General features: G+C 52.4%; 25 protein-coding genes. 14 read left to right on the forward strand and 11 right to left on the reverse strand.

Annotated features, from left to right (window positions below):
* Positions 1–63 precede the first annotated feature (63 nt).
* A complete protein-coding gene (locus UNDKW_RS21340; protein ID WP_162060363.1) occupies positions 64–1,062 on the reverse strand; it encodes a LysR family transcriptional regulator in 999 nt (332 codons plus the stop codon).
* A 245-nt stretch (positions 1,063–1,307) separates the two neighbouring features.
* Between UNDKW_RS21340 and UNDKW_RS21345 the strand changes: the two genes are divergently transcribed.
* The gene (locus UNDKW_RS21345) at positions 1,308–1,598 is read left to right on the forward strand and encodes a DUF4148 domain-containing protein (RefSeq protein WP_162060364.1); all 291 of its coding nucleotides are present in this window, start codon (positions 1,308–1,310) and stop codon (positions 1,596–1,598) included.
* Positions 1,599–1,920: 322 nt separating this feature from the next.
* Here UNDKW_RS21345 and UNDKW_RS21350 read toward each other — a convergent pair whose 3' ends face one another.
* Positions 1,921–2,355 carry a hypothetical protein gene (locus UNDKW_RS21350; protein WP_197892965.1) on the reverse strand — a complete coding sequence of 145 codons (435 nt, stop codon included), beginning with the start codon at positions 2,353–2,355 and terminating at the stop codon, positions 1,921–1,923.
* 633 nt (positions 2,356–2,988) lie between these two features.
* Between UNDKW_RS21350 and UNDKW_RS21355 the strand changes: the two genes are divergently transcribed.
* The 5 genes from UNDKW_RS21355 to UNDKW_RS21375 all read left to right on the forward strand — a co-directional run bounded on the left by UNDKW_RS21355 (position 2,989) and on the right by UNDKW_RS21375 (position 7,927).
* Positions 2,989–4,653 carry an FAD-binding oxidoreductase gene (locus UNDKW_RS21355; RefSeq protein WP_232063073.1) on the forward strand — a complete coding sequence of 555 codons (1,665 nt, stop codon included), beginning with the start codon at positions 2,989–2,991 and terminating at the stop codon, positions 4,651–4,653.
* 95 nt (positions 4,654–4,748) lie between these two features.
* Positions 4,749–5,246: a hypothetical protein gene (locus UNDKW_RS21360; RefSeq protein WP_162060365.1), complete on the forward strand. Its 498-nt coding sequence runs from the start codon at positions 4,749–4,751 to the stop codon at positions 5,244–5,246.
* A 416-nt stretch (positions 5,247–5,662) separates the two neighbouring features.
* On the forward strand, positions 5,663–6,163 hold the full coding sequence (locus UNDKW_RS21365) for a hypothetical protein (RefSeq protein ID WP_162060366.1): 501 nt from the start codon (positions 5,663–5,665) through the stop codon (positions 6,161–6,163).
* A 68-nt stretch (positions 6,164–6,231) separates the two neighbouring features.
* Complete coding sequence (locus UNDKW_RS21370; RefSeq protein ID WP_162060367.1) at positions 6,232–7,092, forward strand: SpoIIE family protein phosphatase; 861 nt, start codon at positions 6,232–6,234, stop codon at positions 7,090–7,092.
* 103 nt (positions 7,093–7,195) lie between these two features.
* Positions 7,196–7,927, forward strand: coding sequence for a carbon-nitrogen hydrolase family protein (locus UNDKW_RS21375; protein ID WP_162060368.1), 732 nt, complete (start codon positions 7,196–7,198; stop codon positions 7,925–7,927).
* A gap of 53 nt (positions 7,928–7,980) precedes the next feature.
* Here UNDKW_RS21375 and UNDKW_RS21380 read toward each other — a convergent pair whose 3' ends face one another.
* The gene (locus UNDKW_RS21380) at positions 7,981–8,697 is read right to left on the reverse strand and encodes a hypothetical protein (protein WP_162060369.1); all 717 of its coding nucleotides are present in this window, start codon (positions 8,695–8,697) and stop codon (positions 7,981–7,983) included.
* A 179-nt stretch (positions 8,698–8,876) separates the two neighbouring features.
* Here UNDKW_RS21380 and UNDKW_RS21385 point away from each other — a divergent pair, with 179 nt between their 5' ends.
* Positions 8,877–10,424, forward strand: coding sequence for a methyl-accepting chemotaxis protein (locus tag UNDKW_RS21385; protein ID WP_162060370.1), 1,548 nt, complete (start codon positions 8,877–8,879; stop codon positions 10,422–10,424).
* 39 nt (positions 10,425–10,463) lie between these two features.
* Here the strand turns inward: UNDKW_RS21385 and UNDKW_RS21390 are convergent, their stop codons facing one another.
* From UNDKW_RS21390 to UNDKW_RS21410, 5 genes are all read right to left on the reverse strand, one after another.
* Positions 10,464–10,826, reverse strand: a complete 363-nt coding sequence (locus UNDKW_RS21390; protein ID WP_162060371.1) for a hypothetical protein — start codon at positions 10,824–10,826, stop codon at positions 10,464–10,466.
* Between the two features lie 20 nt (positions 10,827–10,846).
* The gene (locus tag UNDKW_RS21395; RefSeq protein ID WP_162060372.1) at positions 10,847–11,194 is read right to left on the reverse strand and encodes a hypothetical protein; all 348 of its coding nucleotides are present in this window, start codon (positions 11,192–11,194) and stop codon (positions 10,847–10,849) included.
* 40 nt (positions 11,195–11,234) lie between these two features.
* Positions 11,235–11,540, reverse strand: a complete 306-nt coding sequence (locus UNDKW_RS21400; RefSeq protein ID WP_162060373.1) for a hypothetical protein — start codon at positions 11,538–11,540, stop codon at positions 11,235–11,237.
* A gap of 578 nt (positions 11,541–12,118) precedes the next feature.
* On the reverse strand, positions 12,119–13,006 hold the full coding sequence (locus UNDKW_RS21405) for an amino acid ABC transporter substrate-binding protein (RefSeq protein ID WP_232063074.1): 888 nt from the start codon (positions 13,004–13,006) through the stop codon (positions 12,119–12,121).
* 20 nt (positions 13,007–13,026) lie between these two features.
* A complete protein-coding gene (locus UNDKW_RS21410; protein WP_232063075.1) occupies positions 13,027–14,493 on the reverse strand; it encodes an aspartate/glutamate racemase family protein in 1,467 nt (488 codons plus the stop codon).
* Positions 14,494–14,675: 182 nt separating this feature from the next.
* Between UNDKW_RS21410 and UNDKW_RS21415 the strand changes: the two genes are divergently transcribed.
* Positions 14,676–15,581 (forward strand): LysR family transcriptional regulator, encoded by a 906-nt coding sequence (locus tag UNDKW_RS21415; RefSeq protein ID WP_162060374.1) that lies wholly within the window; start codon positions 14,676–14,678, stop codon positions 15,579–15,581.
* 92 nt (positions 15,582–15,673) lie between these two features.
* Here the strand turns inward: UNDKW_RS21415 and UNDKW_RS21420 are convergent, their stop codons facing one another.
* A complete protein-coding gene (locus UNDKW_RS21420) occupies positions 15,674–16,507 on the reverse strand; it encodes a hypothetical protein (RefSeq protein ID WP_162060375.1) in 834 nt (277 codons plus the stop codon).
* Between the two features lie 333 nt (positions 16,508–16,840).
* Complete coding sequence (locus UNDKW_RS21425) at positions 16,841–17,140, reverse strand: hypothetical protein (protein ID WP_162060376.1); 300 nt, start codon at positions 17,138–17,140, stop codon at positions 16,841–16,843.
* A 352-nt stretch (positions 17,141–17,492) separates the two neighbouring features.
* Here UNDKW_RS21425 and UNDKW_RS21430 point away from each other — a divergent pair, with 352 nt between their 5' ends.
* From UNDKW_RS21430 to UNDKW_RS21445, 4 genes are all read left to right on the forward strand, one after another.
* A complete protein-coding gene (locus tag UNDKW_RS21430) occupies positions 17,493–18,422 on the forward strand; it encodes a hypothetical protein (RefSeq protein WP_162060377.1) in 930 nt (309 codons plus the stop codon).
* A gap of 384 nt (positions 18,423–18,806) precedes the next feature.
* Positions 18,807–20,243 carry an aspartate ammonia-lyase gene (gene aspA, locus UNDKW_RS21435; protein ID WP_370529146.1) on the forward strand — a complete coding sequence of 479 codons (1,437 nt, stop codon included), beginning with the start codon at positions 18,807–18,809 and terminating at the stop codon, positions 20,241–20,243.
* 51 nt (positions 20,244–20,294) lie between these two features.
* Entirely contained in the window at positions 20,295–21,596 is a 1,302-nt protein-coding gene (locus UNDKW_RS21440; RefSeq protein WP_162060379.1) for a dicarboxylate/amino acid:cation symporter, read from the forward strand.
* 162 nt (positions 21,597–21,758) lie between these two features.
* Entirely contained in the window at positions 21,759–22,046 is a 288-nt protein-coding gene (locus UNDKW_RS21445; protein WP_162060380.1) for a hypothetical protein, read from the forward strand.
* A gap of 114 nt (positions 22,047–22,160) precedes the next feature.
* Here UNDKW_RS21445 and UNDKW_RS21450 read toward each other — a convergent pair whose 3' ends face one another.
* Positions 22,161–23,387 carry a YbfB/YjiJ family MFS transporter gene (locus UNDKW_RS21450; protein ID WP_232063076.1) on the reverse strand — a complete coding sequence of 409 codons (1,227 nt, stop codon included), beginning with the start codon at positions 23,385–23,387 and terminating at the stop codon, positions 22,161–22,163.
* Between the two features lie 152 nt (positions 23,388–23,539).
* Here UNDKW_RS21450 and UNDKW_RS21455 point away from each other — a divergent pair, with 152 nt between their 5' ends.
* Positions 23,540–24,484 (forward strand): LysR substrate-binding domain-containing protein, encoded by a 945-nt coding sequence (locus tag UNDKW_RS21455; RefSeq protein ID WP_162060381.1) that lies wholly within the window; start codon positions 23,540–23,542, stop codon positions 24,482–24,484.
* 238 nt (positions 24,485–24,722) lie between these two features.
* On the forward strand, positions 24,723–24,950 hold the full coding sequence (locus UNDKW_RS21460; RefSeq protein ID WP_162060382.1) for a hypothetical protein: 228 nt from the start codon (positions 24,723–24,725) through the stop codon (positions 24,948–24,950).
* Positions 24,951–26,258: the final 1,308 nt, after the last annotated feature.

A 26,258-nucleotide genomic window follows, 5' to 3' on the forward strand; every position in this document is an offset into this window, starting at 1 on the left:
AATTAACGCCTATTTGTGTCTGCTGCTCAATGCATCTCTGCTGCAAGGCCGCGCAAGGCCATCTCAGCCAACCCGCATCTTGCCGGGATGCGGTATGCCAAGCTCCCTGAGTTTTTCTTCATGGATGCGGAAAGGGCAAGTGCCCAGCCACATGTCTTCTTCCGGGTGGGGGAATTTGCTGGCGACGAAATCGACAAAGCGCCTGACCTTGGCCGACAACTGGCGGCGGCTGGGATAGACCATGGAAATCGACACCGCACCAAAGCAGTGTTCAGGAAACAGCCTGACCAGCCTGCCCTGCGCCAGGTCATCATCAATCTGGAAAGACGTGCGCAAGACCAGGCCCATGCCCGCCAGGGCGCAGGCGCGCAGCACGTCGGCATTATTGCTGATGACCTTGCTCTGGATAGGGATGTTGCGGTAAGAGTCGCGGCCTACGCGTTTGTCAAAGGCCATCCAGTTATCGCGCAAAAAATCATAATTGAAATTGAGGCAGCGGTGGCCAGAGATATCCTCAGGCGTGGTGGGCGTGCCATGTTCCTTGAGGTAGCTGGGCGAGGCACACAGCAGCACTTCAGACGTGGCCAGCTTGCGCGAGATCATGCTGCCGTCTATCTTTTGCAGGTCCAGGTAAAAGCCGACATCAATACCCTCCTCGACCAGATCAACCTGGTGGTCAGTGATTTTGATATCGAGCATGACGTCGGGATAATCCCTGGCAAATTCGGGTAAAAGCTGCGCCAGTTGCGCTTTGCCGAAATGCGGCACAGAATAGATGCGCAAGGTGCCGCTGGGTTTTTTGGCCGCATATGAGGCGATGGCATCGGCATCGTCAATATCGCTCAGGATGGCACGCACCCTGTCCAGATACACCAGACCCGTCTCTGTCAGCGACAATTTACGGGTAGAGCGGTTCAACAATCGCGTGCCCAGATGGCTCTCCAGATCCGCGATATAACGGGTGACAACGGCGTTAGACATGTCCAGGGCCGTAGCTGCCTTGGCAAAATTGCCCAGCTCTACAACCTTGGCAAAAGTACGCATTGATTGCAATCTGTCCATTTTCAAGCCCCTTATTGTTCCTGATTCAGCAATAGTATATTCCCATTTTCATACTTTATTGTTGAATCCGAAAAGTCTACACTTCTCTCCATCGGTGCAGTGCAACATAAATCAAGCTCTACACCGCGCCGCTGGCGACGACTTGTTTCAGTTGTTATCGGAAGTGAAATTTCACTTCTCATGACAATTGAGCAAGATCACCGAGGCGGCTATCTCTGAAAACTTACTTATTGATAGGAACGATCATGAATGCGAAACAACTCTTTTTGGCAACCAGCCTGACATTTTTGACAGCAACTTCTGTTTTTGCTGCTGACAACAACGCTGAAAGCACTGCACCAAAAACCCGCGCCCAAGTTTTGGCAGAACTGCAAGAATCCCGCGCCAACGGCGAAGAAATCGGCATGGAAGGCTACTCCTGGTACCCAGCCCAAAAAGCTGCCCTGGTCAAAGCCAATGAAACACGTCTGGCAGCAGAAAAAGCCAATGCTGAAAAAGTAGCGACTTCCAAAGCACAAAAATCGGCACAGAACTAATTTGACGGTTCGGCTGGCCAGGTCATTAACTGGCTGGTCTTTGGAATGATGAAACCCGGTGATCAGTGATCAGCCGGGTTTTGTTTTTTTGATGTTACGGTTCTTTTGGAAGACCTCTCAACACAGAGGCACAGAGTCACAGAGGGGGCACAGAGAAAACCTAAGATGCCATGCAAACTCCTGTAGGAGCGGCTTCAGCCGCGAACATTTACACCGTATCGACCATTCGCAGCTGGAGCCGCTCCTGCAATTACTCTGCCCTTTTCTAGGTCAAGCCAGACTTGATCTGGCATCCAGTGGTTCTGCAATCATGCAAAAACGCTTAGTCTGATCGTCCAGAAGTTTGCACTTTGTAGTAGGACTCGATATCTTCTAGTGCCATTCCCTCCAAAGGTTCATCTATATCGTGTTCGCGCGCAAAAAATACGAAACTCCGGGCAACAGTCTCAAACTGCAGAATAGCGCAGCCTAAATCCATAAAATACAGCGATCCACCCTGAGCCTGCCCATAGTCAGCGCTGTGGCCAGCAACATAGAGCGCAGCTTGAAGCTTACCCATTTGGAGGACATCTTCTCCAGAAAAAAATAGATGTTTTAAGTCATCTGGATAAAGCTCAATCGCGCTAAGTTTTCCTTCCTCATAGTCGCATGATCCAATGCCATCCATCGTCGTTTGAATAAGTTCTACTTCCGATTCCGACATGCCAAATTTCAGCGCCCCTACTCCAACGAAAGGTTCAAAAACAAGATCCATCATTAACATTCCTTACCATTTCCTGAGCACACTAGCTCGCTTTTTTTCAGACCATCTAACTTCAAACAGGGTGAAAAAAATCCGTTTAAACTGGCTATGCAATTTGCTTTTTAATACTGAATTGTAAAGCATCTCAGAATATACTGCATTTGCATTCAGAAAACAGAGTCAGGTTTTATATACACACATTTCTTTTACGTAGTTATGTTTGAGCTGCCCGCGTTTTCCCCAACCGAAACCGCAAAAGCAGTTGAATGCCAGCAGCAAGACACCCTGACCGTGCATGACCAACGCCGCTGGATGCCGGATCAAGTCCGGCATGACGGGTTCAGAGGTGCTGCTTAAAAAAACCTTTGCCTGTTTGCACAGCACCGTGATGCAGCTGTAACGGCAGATACATTGCAATGCGCCGCATGAATTCTGCCTACTGCCTGCTTCATTTTCCCTGCCATACAAAATCCGACCCCGTAGGAGCGGCTTTAGCCGCGAACAAATGCGTAGTGGTGGCGATACACGGCCAAAGCCACTCATGCAAACCTTGCACCACCGCCCGATGCATGAGTTGTTTTTTGCATGGAGGAATGCATTCGACATTGCAAATATCATTATATTAAATAACAATATACGAAGACTGATTTGAAGATAGGAACAAGAGCCGATCAGTTGCCTTGCTTCGTCGCATGCAGCGAAGCGGTCTGGGCGTTTTGCTGTTCTGTTCCTGAATCCAAGCCTGGTTTTGCCAAACTCAAGGAGAAGTCCATGGATGTCTTGTCCACCGCTGTCACCACCTCAGCCGCTACCTCAGTCCCTACCCCCGCCCGCCGCCGTTTCTTGCAGACATCCACCGCCCTTGCCACAGCCAGCATGCTGGGTATGTCGGGCGAGGCCAATGCTGCACCGGCACTGCACAGCAAACACAACCTGGCGGCGCTGGCACGCAGTATGGCCGGGCGCCTGATTTTGCCGGGTGAGCTGGGTTATATGATGGCCGCAGCGCCGAATAACCAGCGCTATGCCGACATCCTGCCCATCGCCGTTGCCATGTGCGCCAATGACAGAGATGTGCAGTTGTGCCTACGCTGGGCCATCGACAACCGCAAGCCCTTTGCAGTGCGCTCTGGTGGTCACAATTACGCAGGCTTTTCTACTACCAGGGGTTTGCTGATTGATGTGAAGGCCATGAATGGCATCAGGCTGGATGAAAAAGAGAATACCTGCACCATCGCCGCCGGTGTCAGTAACCAGGATATGGCCAACTTTTTTAGCGGCAGCAGCCTGGCTGTGCCGTCTGGCCGTTGCCCGACCGTGGGTGCGGCGGGTCTGGTGCTGGGTGGTGGCTGGGGGTTTTCTGCGACCCATGCAGGCCTGACTTGCGACAGCCTGAAATCTTCAGAAATTGTTTTACCCAGCCAGCAACTGGTAGTGGCCGAAGACAAGGGCAGCTATCAGGATTTATTTTGGGGACTGCGCGGCGGTGGTGGCGGCAATTTTGGGGTGAATACCTCGTTCACCTTTAACCTGGTCGACGTCTCGCACAACGTCACGATTTTCAATATCCTCTGGCCTGCCCAGCTGCAGCTGGAATTATTTTCTGCCTTGCAGGACCTGCAGCAAAATAATCCCACCACGATTTCTACCCGCAGCAAAATCGTGCCGCGCCGTGCTGGTACCAACTACACCATGGCAGATTTGCAGGTCACGACCCTGGGCCAGTTCTTTGGTGGTAAAGAAGCCGCGCTCAAGGCTTTGGAACCGGTATTGAAAATGCTCACGCCTGCCAAGGCTGACATTCGTGAAATGACTTACTGGCAGGCGCGTGATTACCTGATCACCGATGACCCCAATGGCATGTATGACCTGCGCTCATCCTATGTGGGCGAAAAAATGTCACCAGAGGGCATGGAAATGATGCTGCGCTGGATGCTGAAATGGCCTGGCGGTTCACTTGTGCCAGAAAACATGGGCATCCTGTTTGCGATTGGTGGCAAGGTGCGTGAAGTGCCAGTCAATGCCACCGCCTACCCCCATCGCAATGCCAATTATATTTTTGAAATGGAAGCCGCCTGGGGGCCGATAGACAAGCTGGACGTAGTGCAGAGACAGCAACAATGGCTGCGCGATTACTTTACTGCCATGAGCCCTTTTGTACTGCCGCAAGCCTATGTCAATTTCCCGAACCGCGAGCAACCAAATTGGGCAAGGGCTTATTATGGCCCTAACCTGGATCGTTTAAAGCTCGTCAAACACAAATTCGATCCGCACGATTATTTCAAGTTTGAGCAGAGTATTCCGCAGAAGTGAGCAGGTTTGCAGTGCATGCAAAGATCGATATTTTGTTGCAGGAAAGGCTTTAGCGATGATTTGCCAATGCAAGTTGATTTTGAAAGTGATGGATGATGTCCAGTAAAAGTCTCAATTCACGTATACCAGCTTATAAAGCCGCATTCTCCGATGGAGAACTGCAAAAGACATACCAGGATTTAGTGGGGATTGTGCAAAATCTTAGAACAGAATTCACCAAGAAGTACAAAGGTGAATACTCGGTTGCGGGTGTATTACATGGATATGTCGATTTCACCTATTTCTACCTGCAAAATGACTACCTCAAGCAGAAAAAGCTAAAGCTCGCGCTGGTCTTCAACCACAAAAATGTCAATTTCGAACTATGGCTTCTTGGGCAAACAAAAGATGTGCAGATTCTTTATTGGAGAAAATTAAGAGATGTGAAATGGGTAAATAAAGAGGCCATGCCAGAGTATTCGATCTTCGAAGTCCCGCTGCTGCTGGAACCGGACTTTGATAGCCCGACAAGGCTATCGGAGTCCGTTCACAGTCAATTTAAAACGCTGTCCCAGGAAATTTTCAACACGCTGGCGGCTTATGAGCAAGCGTAGGTACGATTAGCGTGAGCGTAATCGTACGCATGTCAGCCGTCATCATCATTTTTCTTGAAAAAATAGTGCCCCCGATATTCCGGCTATCTACCGTCATTTCAGACTTATCATGCGTACGATTGCGCTGCGCTAATCGTACCTACGCGGGCTTGCACAAGCAATGGCGCTGGATGCCGGATCAAGTCCGGCATGACGGGTTTGAGAGCGCGCATATAAATCACGCAATACGAACTCGCAAGCCTTTTTGTTCTGTTGCCGGATGCACGGTCACATCCACCGCCAGCAATTAACCCCAACATTGTCATTCCAGACTTGATCTGGCATCCAGTGTCGTTACAGGCTGCCGTGCTGCCTATAATGTCGATAGTCTCTGTAAACTTGTGGAGATAGGCACTTTATGAAAAACTGCTACTGCCATGATCAACAAACCCCACGAAACCTATCTGCGCGAACTAAGGGAGACTGACTCCCCTTACCTGCTCGCCTGGCAGCTGGTGTCATTCTTAGCACTAGCCCCGGAAGACCAGCATGCTGCGACGGGACCATGCGAGTCTTGGTTTGTCAAAGAAGACAGCAGCAATGCCGGTGCCAACTATTTCACTGGCATGCTGCTTTTATTATGCCAGACAGGTCATGGCCATCATTTTGATGACTGGGCACATGCAGAAGCAGATGAGATGGAAAAAACTCTGACGCGTATACATCGCAATCTGCATTTCTACAACTGGTCAGCCGCACAATTGCAGCAAGATCAGGACTGGATATATCTACGCGCCCTAGCCAATGCCATGCTGGAGAAAGCGGGAATCTGGATCAATCCCCCAAAAAACCTCTATGGTTTCCGGATCATATGGAAATTGATTGAGTGTTCTTATGCGGCGCCTACGCGGTCAGCCATCTCCATCATCAAGCATTAGCCCCAAAGCCGTCATACCAATGCTATATTCTGCCATCAATAAACATGCAGAAACCAGGCTCCACAAACATGCAGATCAGCACCCTCTCCAACGCCGCTGACATCAAACCTAACGAAGACCTGGCCTGCCACTTCACACACGCTGACGGCACCCTCGATGTGCTGATGTTTGACGGTGCCAGTTCGGTATCGGACCAGCATTATCTTGATACCGAGCTAGGTGACCCGGCCTGGTTTGTGCAGCAATTTGCGCTGGCGCTGCAACAAACCGCCACCCCGGCACACACCCAGGCAGATTGCATCGTACTGGCCCTGCAAACCTTGCGCACACAGCACAGCAGCCTGTTGCAAACCGCTGCCATGCCCGCCTATGCCTGGCCGATTGCAGCCCTGAGCTGGCTGCGCATGCCAGCGGATGGTGAAGAGTGCAGCCTGTATGCCCTGGGCGATTGCAAGAGTTTTTTGCTTGATGCGCAGGGTGCAGCCATTGATCTTGACCCGTATGACAACCCGCAGGAAGGCATACTCAAGACGGCGATAGAAGAATTAAAACAGCAAGGCCTTGATGAACAGACACGCTGGGCCAGACTCTTGCCCATGCTGCGCGAGCGCCGCGTGGCACAGAACAACAGCCCGCAGCCATCGATACTCTGCCTGCACCCACAGGGCCGTTTTGTGGCGCGTGAATACAGGTTCAGTCTGGCAGCCGATGAGCGCCTGTTCCTGATGACGGATGGTTTTTACCGGCTGGTCGATAGCTACCATCTCTACGACGACCAAAGCCTGATGCAGGCTTGCGCAACACGTGGGATGGAGGCGATGATGCAGGAATTGCGCATGCATGAAATGGGAAAAGAGGGCAAGGCAGGTGGCATGACAGTGAAGAAGGCGGATGATGCGACGGTAACGATGTTGAGCCCGGGTGAGTGAAGATGCAGCTACGAACAAACATCGCGTGAAGTAGGGTGCGCCGTGCGCACCGCCTGGCGTGCTCAAATCGGTGCGCACGGCGCACCCTACTAACACATACACAATGACCACCACCAAACTACGCATCGCCGCCTTCCAGCGCTACCCTGTGTTTGACGACCTGCAAACGGTGCTGACGCAATTGCATACTGACCTGTGCTGGTGCCAGGAACAAGGCGTTGAACTCGCCCTCTTCCCTGAATGCTATCTGCTGGGTTATTCGTCCGATGCACAGGTGGTTGCACGACGTGCCATCGCCACCGACAGCCCGTTTTTCAAACAAGTACTACAGCAATTATCCGCCGTCAACACCGACGTCATCCTGGGATTTTTTGAGCAGCGAGTGGCAGGCATCTACAATTCTGCCGCCGTGCTAAGGCAAGGCCTGCTCATGGGTGTATATGCAAAGCAGTACCCCAATGAGCGCGGCATAATGGCTGGCACGGCCTCGCCGGTATTTGAAAAATCTGGATACACTTACGGCATCAATATCTGCAACGACGCCAATTACCCGGATTGCGCGGCAGAGCTCTGCCAGCAAGGTGCGCGCCTGCTGTGCTACCCACTGAACAATATGCTGGCACCCGTTACGGCGGAAAAATGGCGCAGCAAGAGTGTTGATAACCTGCGCCAACGTGCCATCGAAACTGGCTGCTGGGTGGCATCTGCCGATGTGGTCGGTAAGCATGAGGGCAAAATCAGCCACGGTTGCACCTGCATTGTTGCGCCGGATGGTCGTGTCGTTGCCCGTGTGACAGAAGGGCAAGCTGGAGTTGCGGTATTCGATATAGGCTGAATGCAGTCACTAAATTTTGCGCGCGCTTATATTTCATACAAAGGTATTGCCCATCAACCAAATTGCCTTTTCATCGCCTTCAGCAATTCTATTCTGTCTTCTTCAGCTCCAATGATGGCAGTTTGAATCGGCATTTTAGGTGCTGGAGCAGGCAAACTGGGCAAGCTGACTTGCTCATACCTTGCTGCCAGGGCCAATGCATTTTTACAGTTCACATCTTGCAAGGCGGCCCACACTGTCTGAATGATCTGGCCTGTGAGCTTACGCGAAAAATAGGGTTCTCCTAAATCACGCCCCGTTTGTACGACAAGCTCTCCATTTTTTATCAGAATGGATTCGACTGACATCCCGTCTATAGCTATGCCTGAGGCGTCGGCACTCTTGCCAGAGACAATTGCACTTTTTACCCATTCCTGAAAACACGCGATGGGTAACTCACACTGATCCCTATACGTCATCATGGGAGCCATTTCAAACAGGTGCCATATCATCCATCGGGCAGCGACTACCCTTGCCTCAACACACTGCCCATCACTGATGATGGTGATGCAGATTTCTGGATCAAAAGAGGGTTTCAGTAATAAGCGCAATGCCTCTCCAGCGGATTGCAGGACAGGGTCCACAGCAAAACCTGGCATACCCATGGCCTGGCAAATATGATGGGCGGTATAGTCGTCTGAGCGCATGCCTGGTCTTTCGAAAAAAATCCTTGTCTGGAGAAGTTTCATTGTACCAAATGCCCAACACGGACAACATGGATCCAGAGACAATCATGACCTGCTATTTACTATTGCCTTGGAAAAATATTTCACATCTCCACAACACCTCTTGTCACATTCATCAGTTACACTCGGCAAACGTGTGCCGTTCCTTGGGCACGCACATTCCCTGTAATACCCTACAAACTTAAAACTTGCCTGCCAAAAACGGGCAAGACAATGGATTCAGCATGAAATTCTCAGCCAAGATCGTCCTCTGCTCTGCCATCCCGGCCGTCCTGTTTACCATAGGCCTGGCCACTGCCATCACCTCGTTGATGGCGACCCGCAGCCAGTTTGATAACTATATTTCAACTGAGCAGGCGCTGGAACGCAGTATTTCTGAGATGTATGCCCAGGGTTTGCAGATGGGGCAGGCTTTGCGCAATGTCGTACTGGACCCGTCGAACAAAAAGGGTGTGGATAATTTTTTAGCGGCACAAACTGCCTATGAAAAAGCCTATGAAGAGGCCAAGAAAATATCGGCCAGCAATAACACCTCGCAAAGCCTGGCTGAGCTGCCCAAGCTGCGTGCCGCCCATGCCCAGGCGCAGGAAAAAATAGTCGCCATCCTCAAAGAAAAAGGCGATGCTGCCCCGGTCTTGAATGCAGAAGAAACCCCGGCCTGGCGCAACCTGCGGGCTGAATTATTAAAGCAGCGTGATGAGGCGGGCAAGCGCTCGGCGCAGGAACATGCGAATGTCAACAGCAAGGTCAGCTTCACTATCACGCTCTCGCTATGTCTCGCTGTTCTGGCGGGGCTGGTCGCTGTGTTTTTGAATTTCTTTTGCCAGAAAACCCTGCACAAAGAACTCGGTGGTGACCCGTCGCAAGCCAGGAATGCGCTGTCGAATATCGCCAGGGGCAACCTCGCGCAAAACATAGACAATAATGCTGGTGACGACAGCCTCATGGGCGTGCTGCAAGAGATGCAGATGTCACTGGAATCGCTCGTCAATGGCGTGCGCGGTTCGGCCAGCGGCATAGCCCAGGCCACCAATGAAATTGCCTCTGGCAGCATGGACCTGAGTAACCGCACCGAGAGCCAGGCCAGCTCGCTGGAAGAAACTTCGGCGGCGATGGATGAACTCAATTCCACCGTCAACCATAATGCCGACAGCGCCAAAATGGCCAACCAGCTGGCCGCCCAGGCGTCTGAAGTCGCCAGCCGTGGCGGCGACGTCGTCGAGCAAGTCGTGGGCACCATGCGCGGCATTAATGAATCATCCAAAAAAATCCAGGACATTATCGGCGTCATTGATGGCATCGCCTTCCAGACCAATATCCTGGCACTGAATGCCGCAGTCGAAGCCGCACGCGCCGGTGAACAAGGGCGTGGCTTTGCCGTGGTCGCCAGCGAAGTGCGCTCACTGGCTGGCCGCAGCGCCGAGGCCGCCAAGGAGATCAAGGCCTTGATAGGCAGCAGCGTAGAAGCCGTAGGCAAAGGCACGCAACAAGTCGATCTGGCAGGCAGCACCATGGCTGAAGTGGTCAGCTCTATCCGCAAGGTCAGCGAAATCGTCGCCCAGATCAGCGCATCCAGTGCCGAACAATCGACAGGCGTAGGCCAGGTCGGCCAGGCCGTGACCCTGATGGACCAGACCACCCAGCAAAACGCCGCCCTGGTAGAACAAATGGCCGCCGCAGCAGCCAGCCTCAATGACCAGTCGGGTGAATTGATGAATGCGGTGTCGGTGTTCAGGACCAGGCAGAGTGGCGGTGCTGTACGGGCAGCTTGATGGCTTTGCAGGACCGATCAGGCCAATCAAAGCAGCACATTAAATCACCAGCACGGCAAGCAATACAGGCAAGCACAAAAAGCCTCCCAGCATGATCCCCGCCCGCACCCGCGGGCTGGCCGCCGCAGCTTGCCTGCGCAGCAGGATAAGGCGGGTAATAGCGCCAGAAATCAGACCTGCGCAGACCAAAGCAAGACTCCAAAACAATATGACTACCCCGAATGACGAAGCATGATGGTCTGGATCAATCATCTCTCTGAATGTATAAATAATGATGGCGATAGCAGGAAAAATCAGGGCCAAAACCGCTATCGTCAGTGAGCGGCGGGTATGCATTGATGCCGTTATTAGAAACGGAACTGCATACAACGAGACGCATAAGAAAAGGAAAAATTTCATCAAAGATGTACTCTGGAAAAAGTTCAAGTACGAGGCCAGATAAACCAGTACACCATGGCAGGGTAAGGTAACAGGCATAACCAGAAAATCGCACAGCGTAGTTTGGGCAAGCCCATCCAGCCCTTTTTGCGGAGAAACAGCAACCGGGCAAAAGCACCTGCCAGAAAACCTGGCATCGTATAGACCAGCGGCAAAACTGCGTAAACCAGCACGAATGAATTGCCCTGGGTATCATTGAGTGCACTCAGGGTTACGCAGGCAAGCAAGGTCAGGATGCTGGTGTTGATGATGAGGGTACGGCGGCTGCACATCAAGGTGATGATGAACAGCATCACATAAATAAATCCCCCAAAAAACAGATAAGGTCCCATGTGGACTGATACTCCAGAATTGTTGTATTGTGCCTGCAGCTTAGATCGCAATCATGACAAGCAATACAGGCAGGCACAAAAAGCCTCCCAGCATGATCCCCGCCCGCACCCGCGGGCTGGCCGCCACAGCTTGCCTGCGCAGCAGGATAAGGCGGGTAATGGCACCCGCAGCCAAAGCCGTGCTCACCAAAGCGACACTACACATAAGTATGGCGACCCCAAATGACGAAGCATTATTGTCCGGGTTACTCACCTCCCTGAATGCGAAGATGGTGAATGCGATAATGGGTAAGCCAAGAACAAAGCCTGCAATGGCCAGTGCACGGCGGCTGGGCATGAATGCCATGATGCAGAAGGGTAAAGTGTAAAAGGGCAAGAATACAGAAAATAAAAAGCTCATGAGAAATGTCATACCTGAATTCAGCAATGATGGTGGCCCACGGGATCAAGCCTTATGCAAGCCCGCGCCGCCATTGAGTACACAGCATGTCATGTCCAGTTGAAGGGAGTGTGTGGTGGGTGTGAAGAATGGAAATATTCTTGATGGGCGCTAGTCCGAGAACACACTTGTACGTTGCAGCTACCGTAGCGTCAAGCATGGCCGTCATGTAGGGCGCATTGCGATGCGCCGCATGGGTTGCTCACATTCAGTACAGGTATTTTTTCCAGTAGGGTGCGCCATGCGCACCGGGGTTTTGGCTTGCTCACTGATTGCCACTAACTCAGGACGGTGCGCACGGCGCACCCTACAGAATTAATCGACGTTTGGCGTGTGTAGGTACGATTAGCGCGAGCGTAATCGTACGCATGAGGTGCCGCAAACCGGGGCAATATCTGCACGGCATGCAACATCCCCATGCGGCGCATTGCAATGCGCCCTACGCTTATCCTGTTATCACTATTGCCGTGATTTTACGGCTTGCGCTACTGCGCCGCGCCTGCCACATCCGCCAGCGGGAAGCGTAATGACGAGCGCAGTAGCTGGCTCATCGGCAGTTGCAGTTTGATGTTATGTGGCGGGATGGCTTGCATGAACCATTTGTCGTACATGCGGTAGATGTCGCCATCGAGCATGATGCGGCTGAGTTCCTGGTTCAGCAGGTGTTTGAAGGCGGCATCGTTTTTGCGGAAGATGATGGCATAGGGTTCGGTCGATAGCGAATCACCGACTACCTGAAAATCTGCCGGATGTGCAGCGGCAGCGCGCAGGCCGTAGAGCAGCACATCATCCATCGCAAAGGCGGCGGCCTTGCCTTGTGCAACCATGGCAAAACCTTCTGCATGGTCTTTGCTCTCGATCAGGTTCAAATTCAATGAGCGTACCTGGCCACGGTCTGCCAGGGTTTGCGCATTGGTCGTGCCCTTGGTGGTGACCACGGTCTTGCCGCGCAGGTCACCCCAGTTGCGTATGCCAGAATCGCTGCGCACCAGCATCTTTGCACCGGCGATGAAATAGGCGATGCTGAAATCAACTTGCTTGCGTCTTTCTGAGGTATTGGTGGTGGAGCCGCATTCAAGATCAGCCTGGCCATCAGCTATGGTTTGCAGACGGTTGGCCGGGGTCACGGGCAGGTATTTGACTTGCAGCGCGGGCAGCTTGAGTTCACGTTTGACGGCATCGACGATTTTGAGGCAGATATCCAGCGCATAACCAACCGGGCGCTGTTGCGCATCGAGATAAGAAAACGGAATCGACGATTCACGGTGCGCAATGATGATGGTTTTGCGTTCGCGGATAGTGCTCAGGGTGTCGCTGGCCATGGCTGATAATGGCAATAGCAGAATGACGAAATGCAAAATAATCTTGGCCACAAAATACTCCATCAAGGTAGTTACGCTGCCTCGGCCCGCTTGACACAGGCCTGAGCGAGTATCGTCGTAGGATCAAGCAAGGCAACCGTCTTGCCAGCAATGACAAACGCCGAGTCTTGCTGCAAGACCAGCGGCAACTCGGTGCAACCGAGGATGACAACTGCCGCCCCCTGCTCCACCAGGTGTGCCAGCGCATCGAGCAAATCCTGCCGGGCGACACCACCGGTATGGCCCGCCTTGATGCCCAGCGGGCCGTAGATGGCGTTCATGACCTTGTCTTGATGCACCGCGTCTGGAGTAATAAGTTCAAAGCCCTGCCCAACGGCGGCATCATGATAAACGCGGCTGGTGATCGTGCCAGACGTCGCCAGCAGGCCCACTTTGGCAGGCAAAGTGAAATGCGCACGGATGTAGCTGACCGTTTCTTCCAGCATGTTGACGATGGGGATGGACAGATGCGCCTGTATGCGCTTGACGTAGGCATGCGCGGTGTTGCAGGGGATGGCAATCAGCGCCGCCTCGTTTTCTTCCAGGCGTTTGCAGGCAGAATACAGGGCGATGGTGGGGTCTTCGCCATCGGCAATCAGGTTGGCGGTGCGGTCAGGTATTTTGGGGTTATGTTCGACCATGATCTTGATATGGTCCTGATCACGCGCGGCGTGGGTGTTGTGGATGATCTTGTCCATGAAATCAACCGTGGCTGCTGGCCCTACGCCACCGACCACACCGATCTTGAAGCTGCGCGGTTGCGGTGCCTGCTCATTGCGCAGCGCATATTCGACATATACCTGGTTGGTATCAACGATGGGTATGCCACGGCTGCGCAGCAGGTCAGCCACAATGGCAACATCGGTGGCACCCGAGACAATTACGTCAGCCCCGCGTGCCAGCAAATGCACGCATGCTTCATGCAGGCGATTGACGGCATCACCCTGCAGATTGCCGGCCTTGATACCCTGCTCGCCATAGATCGCCGACATGACGCAGCCGTCCTGCACGGCATCGTCAGGATACACGACCGTAATACCTGAACCTGCAAAGTATTGGTCAAACAGTTTCTTGTTTTTGACATAGGTCGATGCCAGCACGCCAACCTTGCAACCAGCAGGGAACTCTTGCTGCAAATGGGCCAGCAAGGCATCCATGATATTGACGATAGGGGTGGCCAGCTCGCTTTGCAATTCCTTGATGAAGGTGTGGCTGATAAAGCAAGGCAGCAGCACGCGCTCTACCTTGCTTTTTTCGAACTGCTTGATCATGTCGAAAATGTATAGTTTGCGCGCATTCAGGTTGGGGTTTTCACCGCCTGAGTTCTCATTGCCTTCAAACGGGTGTTGTTCAAAGAACAGCTCATAGCGCTCAGAAATGCTGTCGCGCGCCAGTGCGCGGGCGACTTTGAAATAGACATCCACACCTGCCAGCGTGCCCAGGCCACCGATGATGCCCAGCCGGGTTTTGTGTGTTTCTGGTTTGATGGTCATGTTCATGGCAGGTCGATTTTCTTTTTTGGACGTACCAATAAAGATACCGGATAGCCAGAAAATGTTTATGCAAAATCGGTCTAGTTCTATGCCGATACTACATAGATGGTTTTTTGTACCGCGCACGGAGCTACAATGGCAGTCATCAAAGTGCTTGGGGAAGCGCTGGGGGACGCATTGGGAACGATATGGACATCAAATGGCTGGAAGATTTTTTGAGCCTGGCGCAGACACGCAATTTTTCTCGTGCGGCAGACGACAGGCATGTGACCCAGTCCGCCCTGAGCCGCCGCATCCGCAGCCTGGAAGCCTGGGTAGGTGCCGACCTGGTGGACCGCAGCACTTACCCCCTGGTGCTGACACCAGCCGGTAAAATCTTCAGTGCCTCGGCAGAAGAGGCGATGCGCCTGTTGAACGATACGCGGGCACAACTGCGTGTGCGCGGGCCGGATGAAAACCTGCTGCGCATCTCTGCAGGCCACACACTGTCGCTGAATTTTTTTCCCATGTGGTTAAAGAGCGTGCGCTCGCAAGTGGGCGAAATCCACGCCAGCATCCTGCCTGCAAATGTGCATGATTCTGTGCTGTCCCTCGTCGAAGGCAATTGTGACCTGCTGCTGTCCTACTACCATGCCGACCTGCCGGTGGAACTTGATGCCCTGCGTTATGAATATGTGAGCCTGGGTACCGAGGTCGTCTTGCCAGTATCCGTGCCCAGCCGCAAGGGCACGGCCCTGTACAGCCTGCCCGGCAGCAAAGCCAAACCCATTCCCCGCCTCAACAACATCAAGGCATCCTTCTTTGGCCGGGTGGTAGAGCGCGTACTGGCCCGCTCAGACCAGCCCTGCTATTTTGTGAATGCCTACGAGAGCGACATGGCCGAACTATTAAAACGCATGGCCCTCGAAGGCCACGGCCTGGCCTGGCTACCCCAGAGCAGCATCGCCAATGAACTGGCAGAAGGCAAACTCGTACGCGCTGGCGGTGAGCAGTGGGCTATGGAGATGGACATACGGCTGTACCGGGCGGTGGATAACAAGAATCCGGTGTTGCTGAAGTTGTGGGGGGCGCTGGGTGGGCGTCAGGGGGAGTAACGAATTTGTCGATGTCTCCTGTATCACGGTAATGCTCGCAACCGGATAAGCGTAGGTGCGATTAGCGCAAGCGTAATCGTACAACTACCAAATCACGATTTCGTCTCACATTGGGATTGAAGGATAACAAAGGGACCATCTCTTTTGGCCTGATCTCGTAGATCATTCAATCTTGTTTCCAACCGCCCGGCTTCTACGCAACCAATAACGACAAATCCAAATGACTTTCCAAATAAGACTTGCAGCATAAAACTATTTTTGTCAGATGAGATTGAAAGCTTAATTTCAAATTGATCGTCTAAGTATTTCCCTGAACGTACAATTGGAGGAACTTCTCCATCAATAGATTTAAAAATATCAGAAACAATATAATTTCCATGCAAAAAAATTTGCGCATTGGTAAACCAGTTCATCAGAAGACAACCATCCAAAGGAAACGCCTTGCCAACGTATTGATAATAAACTCCTTTTACTAATTTTGATGCCAGCACAGCGACTGCCTTATGGAAAACATCTGGCAACTTCATTGCAGCAATATCTTGATGTGCCTGACCAGAAACTGGATTAATACCCAACCTCTTGTTTAAGTTACGTTCTTCCAAAGCTGTTGGTTTCATATTCTGAATAAGGTTTGGGTATTGCCGGTTTGCACTTTTAACTAAACCACTAAGTGCACCATCCTGATCTCCCTGGCCATCGTTTTGACCTATACGCGCTAGTACAGCTATTAACAAATCATCGTTTGTAGAACCATGATTGCATTCAGCGCATGAAGGAAACTCGAACCCCTCTGGCCATTTACGTCCTTGAAACATAGCGCGTGGAGGACAATGCTCTACTGTTGTGGCTTTTTCCACTCCGCCGCAAAATATGCATAACGGATTTTCTTGTAGAAAACTCTTGCGGCGGCGCGTTGCGGATCCCATGCATTTCTCCATTTTTTGTGTCACCACGCGATAAATTTACACTAGCTTGCAATTGTCAACCACCACTAGTTTTTCTACCGCGCAACGTAATTGCACACATCCTCAGCTTCACTTTGCCTGAACCGAATTTGCACAGATGGACCCCAGCCTGCGCTTGGATGACCTGAATATCTATACTTGGGCGCTACGTACTTTGCTTCGGTAAGGATCAAAGAGCAATGTCAGGTTAACTCTCCTGACCGTAAGGCGCCTTGTAAGATACCGGATATTGAGCCCACGTAGATACGATTACCTAGCGTAATCGTACGCATGCCGCATGCAATGTGAATCACCTTAGCGCTCTCCCCACATCATAAGGGCAGCTCCCACAATCACCAATGCCCAGCTCATCAATTCGGTTTTTCTCATTGATGAGACACACTCTTTCACCTCCTCTGGTTCGCGCTCAAAAACCAAAGTTAATTTCCTGATTGAGCTTTTCCAGAAAAGATATTCGAAAGTGCCATGGCGATACAATCGGTCTGCGTACTGCACGGAAGCATGCATGATATCTGGATGGTAACGTCGTGCCCGCAACTCAGTCACCCATCCGCAAATCACCCCCAATATAAACAAGGTAAATCCATATGGCATGTTAGTCTGCTTTCTCTGTTTTTTCTGCACTCGCGTTTATCTTGCATGGCCGTGCAGACATTATAAACCCGTCTACTTTTTACTGAAGGCTGCCTGCGAATAAAGGGGGGCGGTAGTTACACACCTGCGTCCCGTCGTCACAGTTCCGGGAGCAATCGCAAGGCGCAAGCCAGTACGTGGCGATTAGGTTCAATCTTCATCCACTTTAGCGCAACTTATTCCAAACAATGTAATAAGTGTAACTAAGTTAAATTTTTATTAATATATTTGATGTTAATGTTATATTTTTATTGCAATCTGGAAAGTCTTATTTTGTCAATCAGGTCAATTTATCACTCGAAAAGGAAATGCCATGACTTCAACAGTACATCAACTCACCAAGGGTTCTGAAGCGAAGTTCAAGAAAACAGACCGCAAGCGCTACTTTGCCCCGGCTCTGCTGGCACTTTGTGCCAATCTGTTTTTGCTGCCCCAGGCAAGTGCAGATCAAACCATCTCGGCGATGGCTGGCCCTTGGCCAATCACCATCAGGACTTGCTCTTACGATGCCGGTGCCGTCTGTTCACTGACATGGAGAGGTAAGGAATTCATCAACGACTATGATCATGGCCGGCAACTGCAATCCGCTTCATCGTTTGACAATTTAGGGGAAAGTTTTAATCCAACCGAAGCTGGCGCAGCGGTACCGTATAACGGCGTCAATCCAAGCGCGAGCAGCAGTATCCTGCAAGGAGAATGGGCAACCAGCAATGTGCTGGCGACACAGACCAGGATGGCATTCTGGTATCCGGTAGGAGGGAACCAGGTTTCCAATCATATTCTCAACAAGCGGATCACCATTGGTCTGCCCAACATGCCGCATGTGATTGAGTATCTGACGCAATTTACCATCCCGAGTAATGAAACACATTCTTTCGGCGTATTTGAGGCCCTGACAGGTTATATGCCGCCAGAGTTTTCCAAGTTCTATACATTCGATGTCAGGAACAACGCCGTCATGGAAGCCCCGCTAAGCGATGGGCCTGGTGAGCAAAATCTGCCCGTCATTTTTTCTACGCCAGATGGTGGATGGGCAATGGGGATTTATTCGCCAGAAGCGCCACAACCTACGTTCGCAGGCCTTGGCTATGGTCGCTTCAGGTTTCCAGATACGGTGAAATGGAATAATGTATTTCGCATCTACAATCCATCTGGCACCTATCACTTCAGGTCTTATGTCATTGTAGGGTCACTGGAAAACGTGAAAGTTTCAATGACGCAGTTGTATAACTACGTGCATTGAGATTTGCCGTAGATTCCCATTTATCATCAGGTAGTGATGCGGGCATCCGGAACGCTGCAATGCACCGGGTGCCTGGCTACCAGAGACAATCAGCCTCTTCGGGCCTGCCCGCATTACAGGGTATAAATGGTACGCACGGCGCGCCCTGCTCTTCCGGCGTGAAAACCGTACTTCCTTACACCTGAAAATTATTTTCCACCGCCACCACTACTCCTGTAGCAAACCCTGCCATTTCCCCCCACATGCCGCCACCGCATCAAAGTATGCGTAATCAGAATAAGTAGGCCGTCTTAATTATCTACACTGCGTTGCGAAGTGTATTCATCTGCCTTTCATGGCCGGTGCCATACATGCAAACCAAACCCACCCAACCACCAGGAGTTTATTTTGTCCATACCAGCGACCAGGATAGAGCACGATTTGCTCGGCGACCGTGCCGTACCGGCAGATGCTTATTACGGCGTGCACACCTTGCGCGCGATTGAAAACTTCCCGATTACGGGCACGCCCATCTCCAGCTACCCAGAGCTGGTGGCGGCGCTGGCGAGTGTCAAGCAGGCGGCGGTGGTCGCTAATCGCGGCCTTGGCTTGGTCAGTGATGAACATGCCAAAGCGATTATCAATGCTTGCGAAAAAATTCGCCAGGGTGGCTTTCGTGCGCATTTTGTAGTCGATGTGATACAGGGTGGCGCGGGTACTTCTACCAATATGAATGCAAATGAAGTCATCACCAATATCGCGCTCGAAGAGCTGGGTTATGCGCGCGGCAGCTACAATATCTTGCATCCGAATGAGCAGGTCAACCTGAGCCAGAGTACCAATGACGTTTATCCCACGGCCTTGCGGATTGCAGCTTACCAGGGCATCTTGCGTCTTGTGAGTGCGATGGAGGTATTGAAAACATCTTTTCATAACAAGGCGCTGGAATTCAAGGATGTGCTGAAGATGGGCCGCACGCAATTGCAGGATGCGGTGCCGATGACGCTGGGCCAGGAGTTCAGCACTTATGCAGTCATGATAGACGAAGACCAGGAACGCCTGCGCGAAGCGGCCAAGCTGATGTGCGAGATCAACCTCGGTGCAACGGCGATAGGCACGGGCATCAATACCCACCCTGATTATGCGCGCCTGGCCTGCCAGGCTTTGCAGGACATCACTGGCATACCGGTCAGCACTTCACCCAACCTCGTTGAGGCAACGCAGGATGTAGGTTCGTTTGTGCAGTTGTCGGGCGTGTTGAAACGTGTTGCCGTCAAGCTGTCGAAGATGTGCAATGACTTGCGGCTGTTGTCCAGCGGCCCGCGTGCGGGTTTTGGTGAAATCAATCTACCTGCGGTGCAGGCTGGGTCCAGCATCATGCCGGGCAAGGTCAACCCTGTGATACCTGAAGTGGTGAACCAGATTGCCTTTGAAGTGATCGGCAATGATGTCACCATCAGCTTTGCGGCAGAGGCTGGGCAATTGCAGTTGAATGCCTTTGAACCCATCATCGCGCACAGCCTGTTCAAGAGTGTGTCGCACCTCAGTAATGGCTGCATGGTGCTGGCAGAACGCTGTGTCGATGGCATCACCGCCAACCATGAACGCCTGCGCGAAATCGTCGAAAACTCCATAGGCATCGTCACTGCCCTCAACCCTTACATAGGTTACAGCGCCGCCACCGAAGTCGCGCAACAAGCCCTGCTGAGTGGCAAGAGCGTGTATAGCCTGGTGCTGGAAAAGAAACTGCTGACTGAAGTGCAGCTGAAAGAAATCCTGCAACCGCAAAGGCTGACGATGCCACGCCAGGTGGAAATAAGCGAAGCGCTGATGACGAAATAAGGCGCAACCGCAACCAAAAAAATTTGAGCAAACAAACCTGAGGAGACACAAATGAAAAAAAACAGACTAACCACATGGATCATCACCGGCATGGTGCTGGGGCTGATCACTGGCTATATCTGCCACCGCTATGCGGCAGATGCCGCGCAGGCCAAGACCATTGCCGGTTACTTCAGCATCGTCACCGACATCTTTTTACGCCTGATCAAGATGATCATTGCACCGCTGGTGTTCACCACTCTGGTAGCGGGCATGGCGCATAGCGAGCCGGGCTCGATAGGCCGGGTGGGCTTGAAGGCGATGAGCTGGTTCATTACCGCATCTTTGATTTCGCTGGCGATAGGCCTGCTGTTCTCTAACCTGTTTGAACCTGGCCGTTCGCTGGCGCTGGCTTTGCCAGATGTGAATGCGAGCACCAAGCTGGCGACTGGCTCGCTGAACCTCAAGGATTTTTTGACGCATGTATTCCCGCGCAGTTTCTTTGAGGCGATGGGCAATAACGAGATTTTGCAGATCCTGGTGTTCTCCATCTTCTTTGGTTTTGCCCTGTCTTCACTCAAAGGCAATGGCCCGCGTGTGTTGGTCAGTGCGATAGAAGAAACCGCCAACACCATGCTGAAGATCACAGACTATGTCATGCGCTTTGCGCCGATAGGCGTGTTCGCTGCCGTGGCTGCGGCAATCACCGTGCAAGGGCTGGAAGTGGTGCTCACGTATGGCAAGTTCCTCGGCAGCTTCTTCCTGGCGCTGGCCTTGTTGTGGGTGATTTTGATTGCAGTAGGTTTTCTGTTCCTCGGGCGCGAGGTATTCCGCCTGATGGGCCTGATCAAGGAACCGATGATCATTGCCTTTTCTACCGCCAGCAGTGAAGCGTCTTATCCCAAGACCATAGAGCAACTTGAAAAGTTCGGCGTCAGCAGCAAGATCACCGGCTTTGTGCTGCCATTGGGTTATTCCTTCAATCTCGATGGTTCCATGGTGTATCAGGCCTTTGCCGTAATGTTCATCGCCCAGGCGTATGGCATAGAGATGAGCCTGTCGCAGCAGATCACCATCCTGCTGGTGCTGATGGTATCGAGCAAGGGCATGGCTGGTGTATCCCGCGCATCACTCGTGGTAGTGGCGGCAGTGCTGCCCATGTTCAACCTGCCAGAAGCTGGCCTCTTGCTGATCATGGGCGTAGATCAGTTCCTCGACATGGGGCGCACTGCCACCAATGTACTGGGCAACAGCATTGCCACCTCAGTGGTGGCGAAATGGGAAGAAGGCAAGGAGCCCGTTGCCAGTGGTGTGCCGGCGAATGAGGCTTATGAGGAGCATGAACCAGTGTTGGCGAGGGCGGCGAATAGTTAAGGTAGCGAAATATTGGTTGTGCTTGCAGGGATGGCGCGCGTGAGTGTGCTGTCCTTTTTTTAGGGTGCGCCGTGCGCACCTTTGAATCAGGATCAAAACATGGAAATGAAAATTTCGCTTGAGATATACTAAATTTTTAAAAATCACGCGACATGCGACATGATGAACAAAATAAGGGCCATGAGCTGGATCAACGAAGTCTGCGGTGCAGGCTGGCTGCCATTGGTAGAAGACGTATTTGATCAATTACCTGCAGATGTACAGGTAGAGCAAGTCTATCAAAAATATGGTTCCTTGCGTTTTGACCTTATTCCTCGCAGGTGTGCGTTTGCCTCTTACGTTAAGAGTATAGAAGAACGTAGCTTGAGCATGTGTGAAATATGCGGAGAGCCAGGTACAGAAAAGATTGTCGATTCTTGGGTCAGGACGCGATGTGAAATCCATAGTTAACAATATTTGCTTGCGTAAAACGAGCAGGCGGTTTTTGTAGGGTGCGCCGTGCGCACCAGCTCATGGTCTAGGCAATACGAATACACGCTAATGCAGCGGTGCGCACAGCGCACCCTACTCGTGATCGGCGTTTTGCACAGGCTTTTGCTGCCACGCCAGAATGCCACCCACCAGCAGCGTCAGGCCAGAGAATATCAGGCCACGTTCCAGCCCGCCCTGGCCGTCGGCTATCCAGCCCACGATGGTGGGGCCGACAATCTGGCCCAGCGCAAATACGGTGGTGAAGGCGCTGATGCCTGCTGACCAGGCTTCTGGCCTGGCGTTGTGCCGCACCAGTGCGGTGGTGGATGCAACGGCGGACAAGAACACCGCACCAAACAAAATGCCGGACGCAAACACGGCAAAGACATTGCTGCTCAGTGCGGGCAGCAAGGCCGCGACACCCGCCAGCGCAGTCAATATCGCGAGCGACTGGCCGCCCTTGTAGCGGTCCAGCATGCCTGCCCAGATGCGTGATGAAGCCAGCACGGCCAGCCCCAGCAGGGAATAAAAGCCAGTGATGGCTGGCGCTGGCATGCCCTGTTCTTTCAACAGCGCGACGACAAAGGTCATATAACCTATATAGCCGGCACCAAACATGAAATAACCTGCCAGACCAAAGCCAAACGCCTTGATGCTGAACGCACTTTTGGCACCAGCCTGCCCTGGCAAATCCTGTATCGCCCTGATGGGCAGGCTCATGACTATGGTTGCCAGCAGGCAGGCAGCGCCCATCGCCAGCCACGGCCATTGCCAGGCATGTTCGACATGCTGCGCCTGTGCAGCAGCCAAGGTGGCAGGTACCAGCAAGGCAGACAGGGTAATGCCAAAACCAGTGCCACCGTAATAAAGGCCTATCAATAAACCTGCCCGTGCCGCATGCAAGCCACCAAGGCGCGAAATCAATACGCCACCCGCAATAAAAATCAGTGCGCTCGATATGCCCGCGAGTATGCGTTGCAACAGCAAAAACCCGGTGGCAGTGACCATGCCGGACACCAGCATGAATATGCCCGTCAGCACCGCGCCGCCAGTCAACAGGCTATGCGCACGATAGCGCCGCATCAGCAGGGGCGTAATCAGTGCACCTAAAAAATAGCCGAGGGCATTGCCGGTATTCATCACCCCGGCCAGCAGGTAAGACCAGCCTAGGTCGGCGCGCATGGGTGGCAGCAGCAGGCCGTAAGAAAAGCGCGACAGGCCCAGTGCAATTGCCGCCCCCAGCGACAGTGCCAGGGCAGTCAGGACGGGGCGTTGTGCGGGGAAATGACTGAACAGCCTGGGCATGGTGATAGTGGTCATGGTAAGCAATTCAAGTAAGGTTGCTGGCAGCCAGGCAACAAGTTTTAGCTTCCTGCGATAAAATGGCTGTGAGTATAGTCCTGCCCCCCATTTTATAGACAAGCCTACCAACTACAAACGCAATTTACACATGTGTCGTATGAACTAAATTCATGAGTAACCCGCTACTCCACCTGCCGCCGCTGGATGCCATCCGTGGTTTTGTTGCCGTCGCCCGGCGCATGAGCATCACCGTTGCGGCAGAAGACCTGTGTCTGACGCAATCTGCCGTCAGCCGCCAGATACAAAGCCTGGAAGAACATCTGGGCAGCAAACTGCTGATACGCAAGCACCGCGCCATCGCCCTGACCCCGGCGGGTGAACAATTGCTAAAACTGGCCTCGCCGTGGCTGGATCAACTCGCTGAATTTTCAGCTTCGCAGCGGCAACAGTTGCAGTCGCGCCCGGTCACCATGACATCGGCAGTCAGCGTGACTGGCTTGTGGATTTTGCCCATGCTCGGTGCTTTTCAGGCGGCGCATCCCAATATCGATGTGCGGGTATCTGCCGACAACCGCATGCTGGACCTGAAGAAAGAAGGTCTGGACATGGCGATACGCTATGCCCGCGCGGCGGATGTGCCAGCGCAGGCGATCAGGCTGTTTGGTGAAAAAATCATGCCGGTAGCCTGCCCCGCCATCGCCGCCCGCGCCTTTGGCGAGCCTGAGGGCTTGCTCAGGGAAGTCTTGCTCGAACTTGATGAACGCGCCCTGCCCTGGCTGCGCTGGTCAGACTGGCTGAGCGCCACCGGCCTGCTCAGCATCAAACCCGACGCCAAACCCAAGGCCTACCTGCACCTGAACCAGTACGACCAGGTCATCCACGCCGCGCTTGAAGGCCATGGCATAGCCCTGGGCCGCGCCGCACTGCTGCAACCCATGCTCAAGGATGGCCGCCTGGTAGCCCTCGAAGACCCGCGCCTGGGCAACAGCGACTATGCCTACTGGCTCATCGTTGAATCCACTACACCACGCGCTGATGTACAGGTGTTCAGGGACTGGATTATTGCAGCAGCAAAGCAAGCGGATCAAACAGCTGAAAGCTCGGCGGACGCCTGAGACCAGGGCATTGATCTGCGCTGAACTGCACCATCACCGTGACGTAGGGCCCATTGCAATGCCCTACCTCTGCATGGTGCGATTTTTCTGTAGGGTGCGTTTCAACGCACCAAATCGCCAATAATCAACAACGTGAAGAAAGACGGTGCGTCAAGACGCACCCTACGGGCTGTTTTGGTTGCAGGCAGGAATTTGAGAGCGTAAGATATCTTTCAGAAGATAAGCGGCCAGGATCATAATGAAAAAAGCAAGAGCATCTTTTTGGGAACAGTCTGCAGGCTTTTATCTTGGCGCTGGCTTCGTCGGAGAAATACCGTTGACACTGTTTTTGAAAATGGACATCAGCCGCCAATTTCTCGACAGGTACGTCGATTGGCCACCACCAGTTTGGTTAGTAATGATGCTGGCGCTAGTCGCTTACGTTTTTACATGCTGGGCAAGCTATCAATTAGGGTTTGGGGAATGAAATTTTTCCAGACAGATGTCGCCGCAAATATGGCGAATATCTGGTGTGGTTTTTCTGTAGGGTGCATTTCAACGCACCAAATCACCAATAATCAACAACGTGAAGAAAAACGGTACGTCAAGACGCACCCTACTGGCTACGGGCTAGGTGCGATTGCGCCCCGTCGATTACATTGGCGCCCCAGGTTTGTCACTGAGATATCTGTCCTCTTCCGCAAAAACTGACTTTTTTAATGCCCGCCAGCTTATAAACTCTACTACCATCAGCAGAGCCAGCAGGACAACCTGCGTACCGGGTCGCCAGGGGGAGAAAGCAGACGCGATGATGAGAAGCGGAAGCGCAGTCAATTCTGCCCTGCTCCTGTACGGAATAGTCCGGTCCCTTAGAAAAGCCTGACAATGTGGGCATTGCGGCTTATAAGATTGTGGCCGGTACCATTTCACATTGGGCGGCCATAGTCCAGTGCCAACCTGGTCAAAACGGCAGGCGCAATCCGGGCAGCGGTACTTGCCGGTATGCTGTGCCGTGTTTGGTGCTAAAAATTCTGGTTCGCAATGTGGGCAAACCATATTCGGCGTAGCCAGACGAGCGCCGCAATTGGCACATTGAGTTACGCTATCGTTCATGAACTCTGGGCTCTGTTTTATTAAATAGGGATGGATCAAGTTCGAAGTGCCGTCGGTACGATTAGCGCAGCGTAATCGTACGTATGTTCGGCCAGAAAATTACAGAAACACATCAAGCTGCCCTGTTCTGAACTGCCGGAAGAAAAAGATTTTACTCTACAATTTCCCGAGAAAACAAACTTCGAGAAAAGCAGAATTTTGCTGACATGCGTGCGATTACGCTGAGCCAAGAGCCTGGAAAAAATCTGTGCCATGCACAACGCATACATGCGGCGCATTGCAATCCGCCCCACGGCGATGGCCTTGATACACAGCATGAGCATTTTGCAGGGTGCGCCGTGCGCACCGGCTCAGCTCCTTATCAATATTGACGTACAGCATCTATTGCTGCGCACGGCGCACCCCGCCCCCCTCATTGATGTCTTTCAAAGTTTTTTAAAAATATTTAAAAAGAAGTGTAAGTAATCTGAAATCCGTCCGACTGATGCTTAAGTTCTGCTTGTTGATGCTTACAGCAAGGCAAGCAAAGGACTTGGTTTGACTTTCAATCATGTTTCAAAAGTCGTTGGCAGTATTTAGAACTCATTTCATAAATAGGATGAGTGCGAACAAGACGATTTGGGATGCAGTGCAAGGCGTGGTCCGCTGCTAAGGCTCCTGCCTTAGCGAGGGCCACAACGCC

Origin of the sequence: Undibacterium sp. KW1 (genome assembly GCF_009937955.1) — a bacterium.
Lineage (GTDB): Bacteria > Pseudomonadota > Gammaproteobacteria > Burkholderiales > Burkholderiaceae_D > Undibacterium.

What these genes read in the sequence shown, in the direction of transcription:
- UNDKW_RS21340 (WP_162060363.1), bottom strand. Translation starts at nt 1,062, where the DNA reads ATGGACAGATTGCAATCAATGCGTACTTTTGCCAAGGTTGTAGAGCTG.
- UNDKW_RS21345 (WP_162060364.1), top strand. Translation starts at nt 1,308, where the DNA reads ATGAATGCGAAACAACTCTTTTTGGCAACCAGCCTGACATTTTTGACA.
- UNDKW_RS21350 (WP_197892965.1), bottom strand. Translation starts at nt 2,355, where the DNA reads ATGATGGATCTTGTTTTTGAACCTTTCGTTGGAGTAGGGGCGCTGAAA.
- UNDKW_RS21360 (WP_162060365.1), top strand. Translation starts at nt 4,749, where the DNA reads ATGTCCAGTAAAAGTCTCAATTCACGTATACCAGCTTATAAAGCCGCA.
- UNDKW_RS21365 (WP_162060366.1), top strand. Translation starts at nt 5,663, where the DNA reads ATGATCAACAAACCCCACGAAACCTATCTGCGCGAACTAAGGGAGACT.
- UNDKW_RS21370 (WP_162060367.1), top strand. Translation starts at nt 6,232, where the DNA reads ATGCAGATCAGCACCCTCTCCAACGCCGCTGACATCAAACCTAACGAA.
- UNDKW_RS21375 (WP_162060368.1), top strand. Translation starts at nt 7,196, where the DNA reads ATGACCACCACCAAACTACGCATCGCCGCCTTCCAGCGCTACCCTGTG.
- UNDKW_RS21385 (WP_162060370.1), top strand. Translation starts at nt 8,877, where the DNA reads ATGAAATTCTCAGCCAAGATCGTCCTCTGCTCTGCCATCCCGGCCGTC.
- UNDKW_RS21395 (WP_162060372.1), bottom strand. Translation starts at nt 11,194, where the DNA reads ATGGGACCTTATCTGTTTTTTGGGGGATTTATTTATGTGATGCTGTTC.
- UNDKW_RS21400 (WP_162060373.1), bottom strand. Translation starts at nt 11,540, where the DNA reads ATGGCATTCATGCCCAGCCGCCGTGCACTGGCCATTGCAGGCTTTGTT.
- UNDKW_RS21410 (WP_232063075.1), bottom strand. Translation starts at nt 14,493, where the DNA reads ATGAACATGACCATCAAACCAGAAACACACAAAACCCGGCTGGGCATC.
- UNDKW_RS21415 (WP_162060374.1), top strand. Translation starts at nt 14,676, where the DNA reads ATGGACATCAAATGGCTGGAAGATTTTTTGAGCCTGGCGCAGACACGC.
- UNDKW_RS21420 (WP_162060375.1), bottom strand. Translation starts at nt 16,507, where the DNA reads ATGGGATCCGCAACGCGCCGCCGCAAGAGTTTTCTACAAGAAAATCCG.
- UNDKW_RS21425 (WP_162060376.1), bottom strand. Translation starts at nt 17,140, where the DNA reads ATGCCATATGGATTTACCTTGTTTATATTGGGGGTGATTTGCGGATGG.
- UNDKW_RS21430 (WP_162060377.1), top strand. Translation starts at nt 17,493, where the DNA reads ATGACTTCAACAGTACATCAACTCACCAAGGGTTCTGAAGCGAAGTTC.
- UNDKW_RS21440 (WP_162060379.1), top strand. Translation starts at nt 20,295, where the DNA reads ATGAAAAAAAACAGACTAACCACATGGATCATCACCGGCATGGTGCTG.
- UNDKW_RS21445 (WP_162060380.1), top strand. Translation starts at nt 21,759, where the DNA reads ATGAACAAAATAAGGGCCATGAGCTGGATCAACGAAGTCTGCGGTGCA.
- UNDKW_RS21450 (WP_232063076.1), bottom strand. Translation starts at nt 23,387, where the DNA reads ATGACCACTATCACCATGCCCAGGCTGTTCAGTCATTTCCCCGCACAA.
- UNDKW_RS21455 (WP_162060381.1), top strand. Translation starts at nt 23,540, where the DNA reads ATGAGTAACCCGCTACTCCACCTGCCGCCGCTGGATGCCATCCGTGGT.
- UNDKW_RS21460 (WP_162060382.1), top strand. Translation starts at nt 24,723, where the DNA reads ATGAAAAAAGCAAGAGCATCTTTTTGGGAACAGTCTGCAGGCTTTTAT.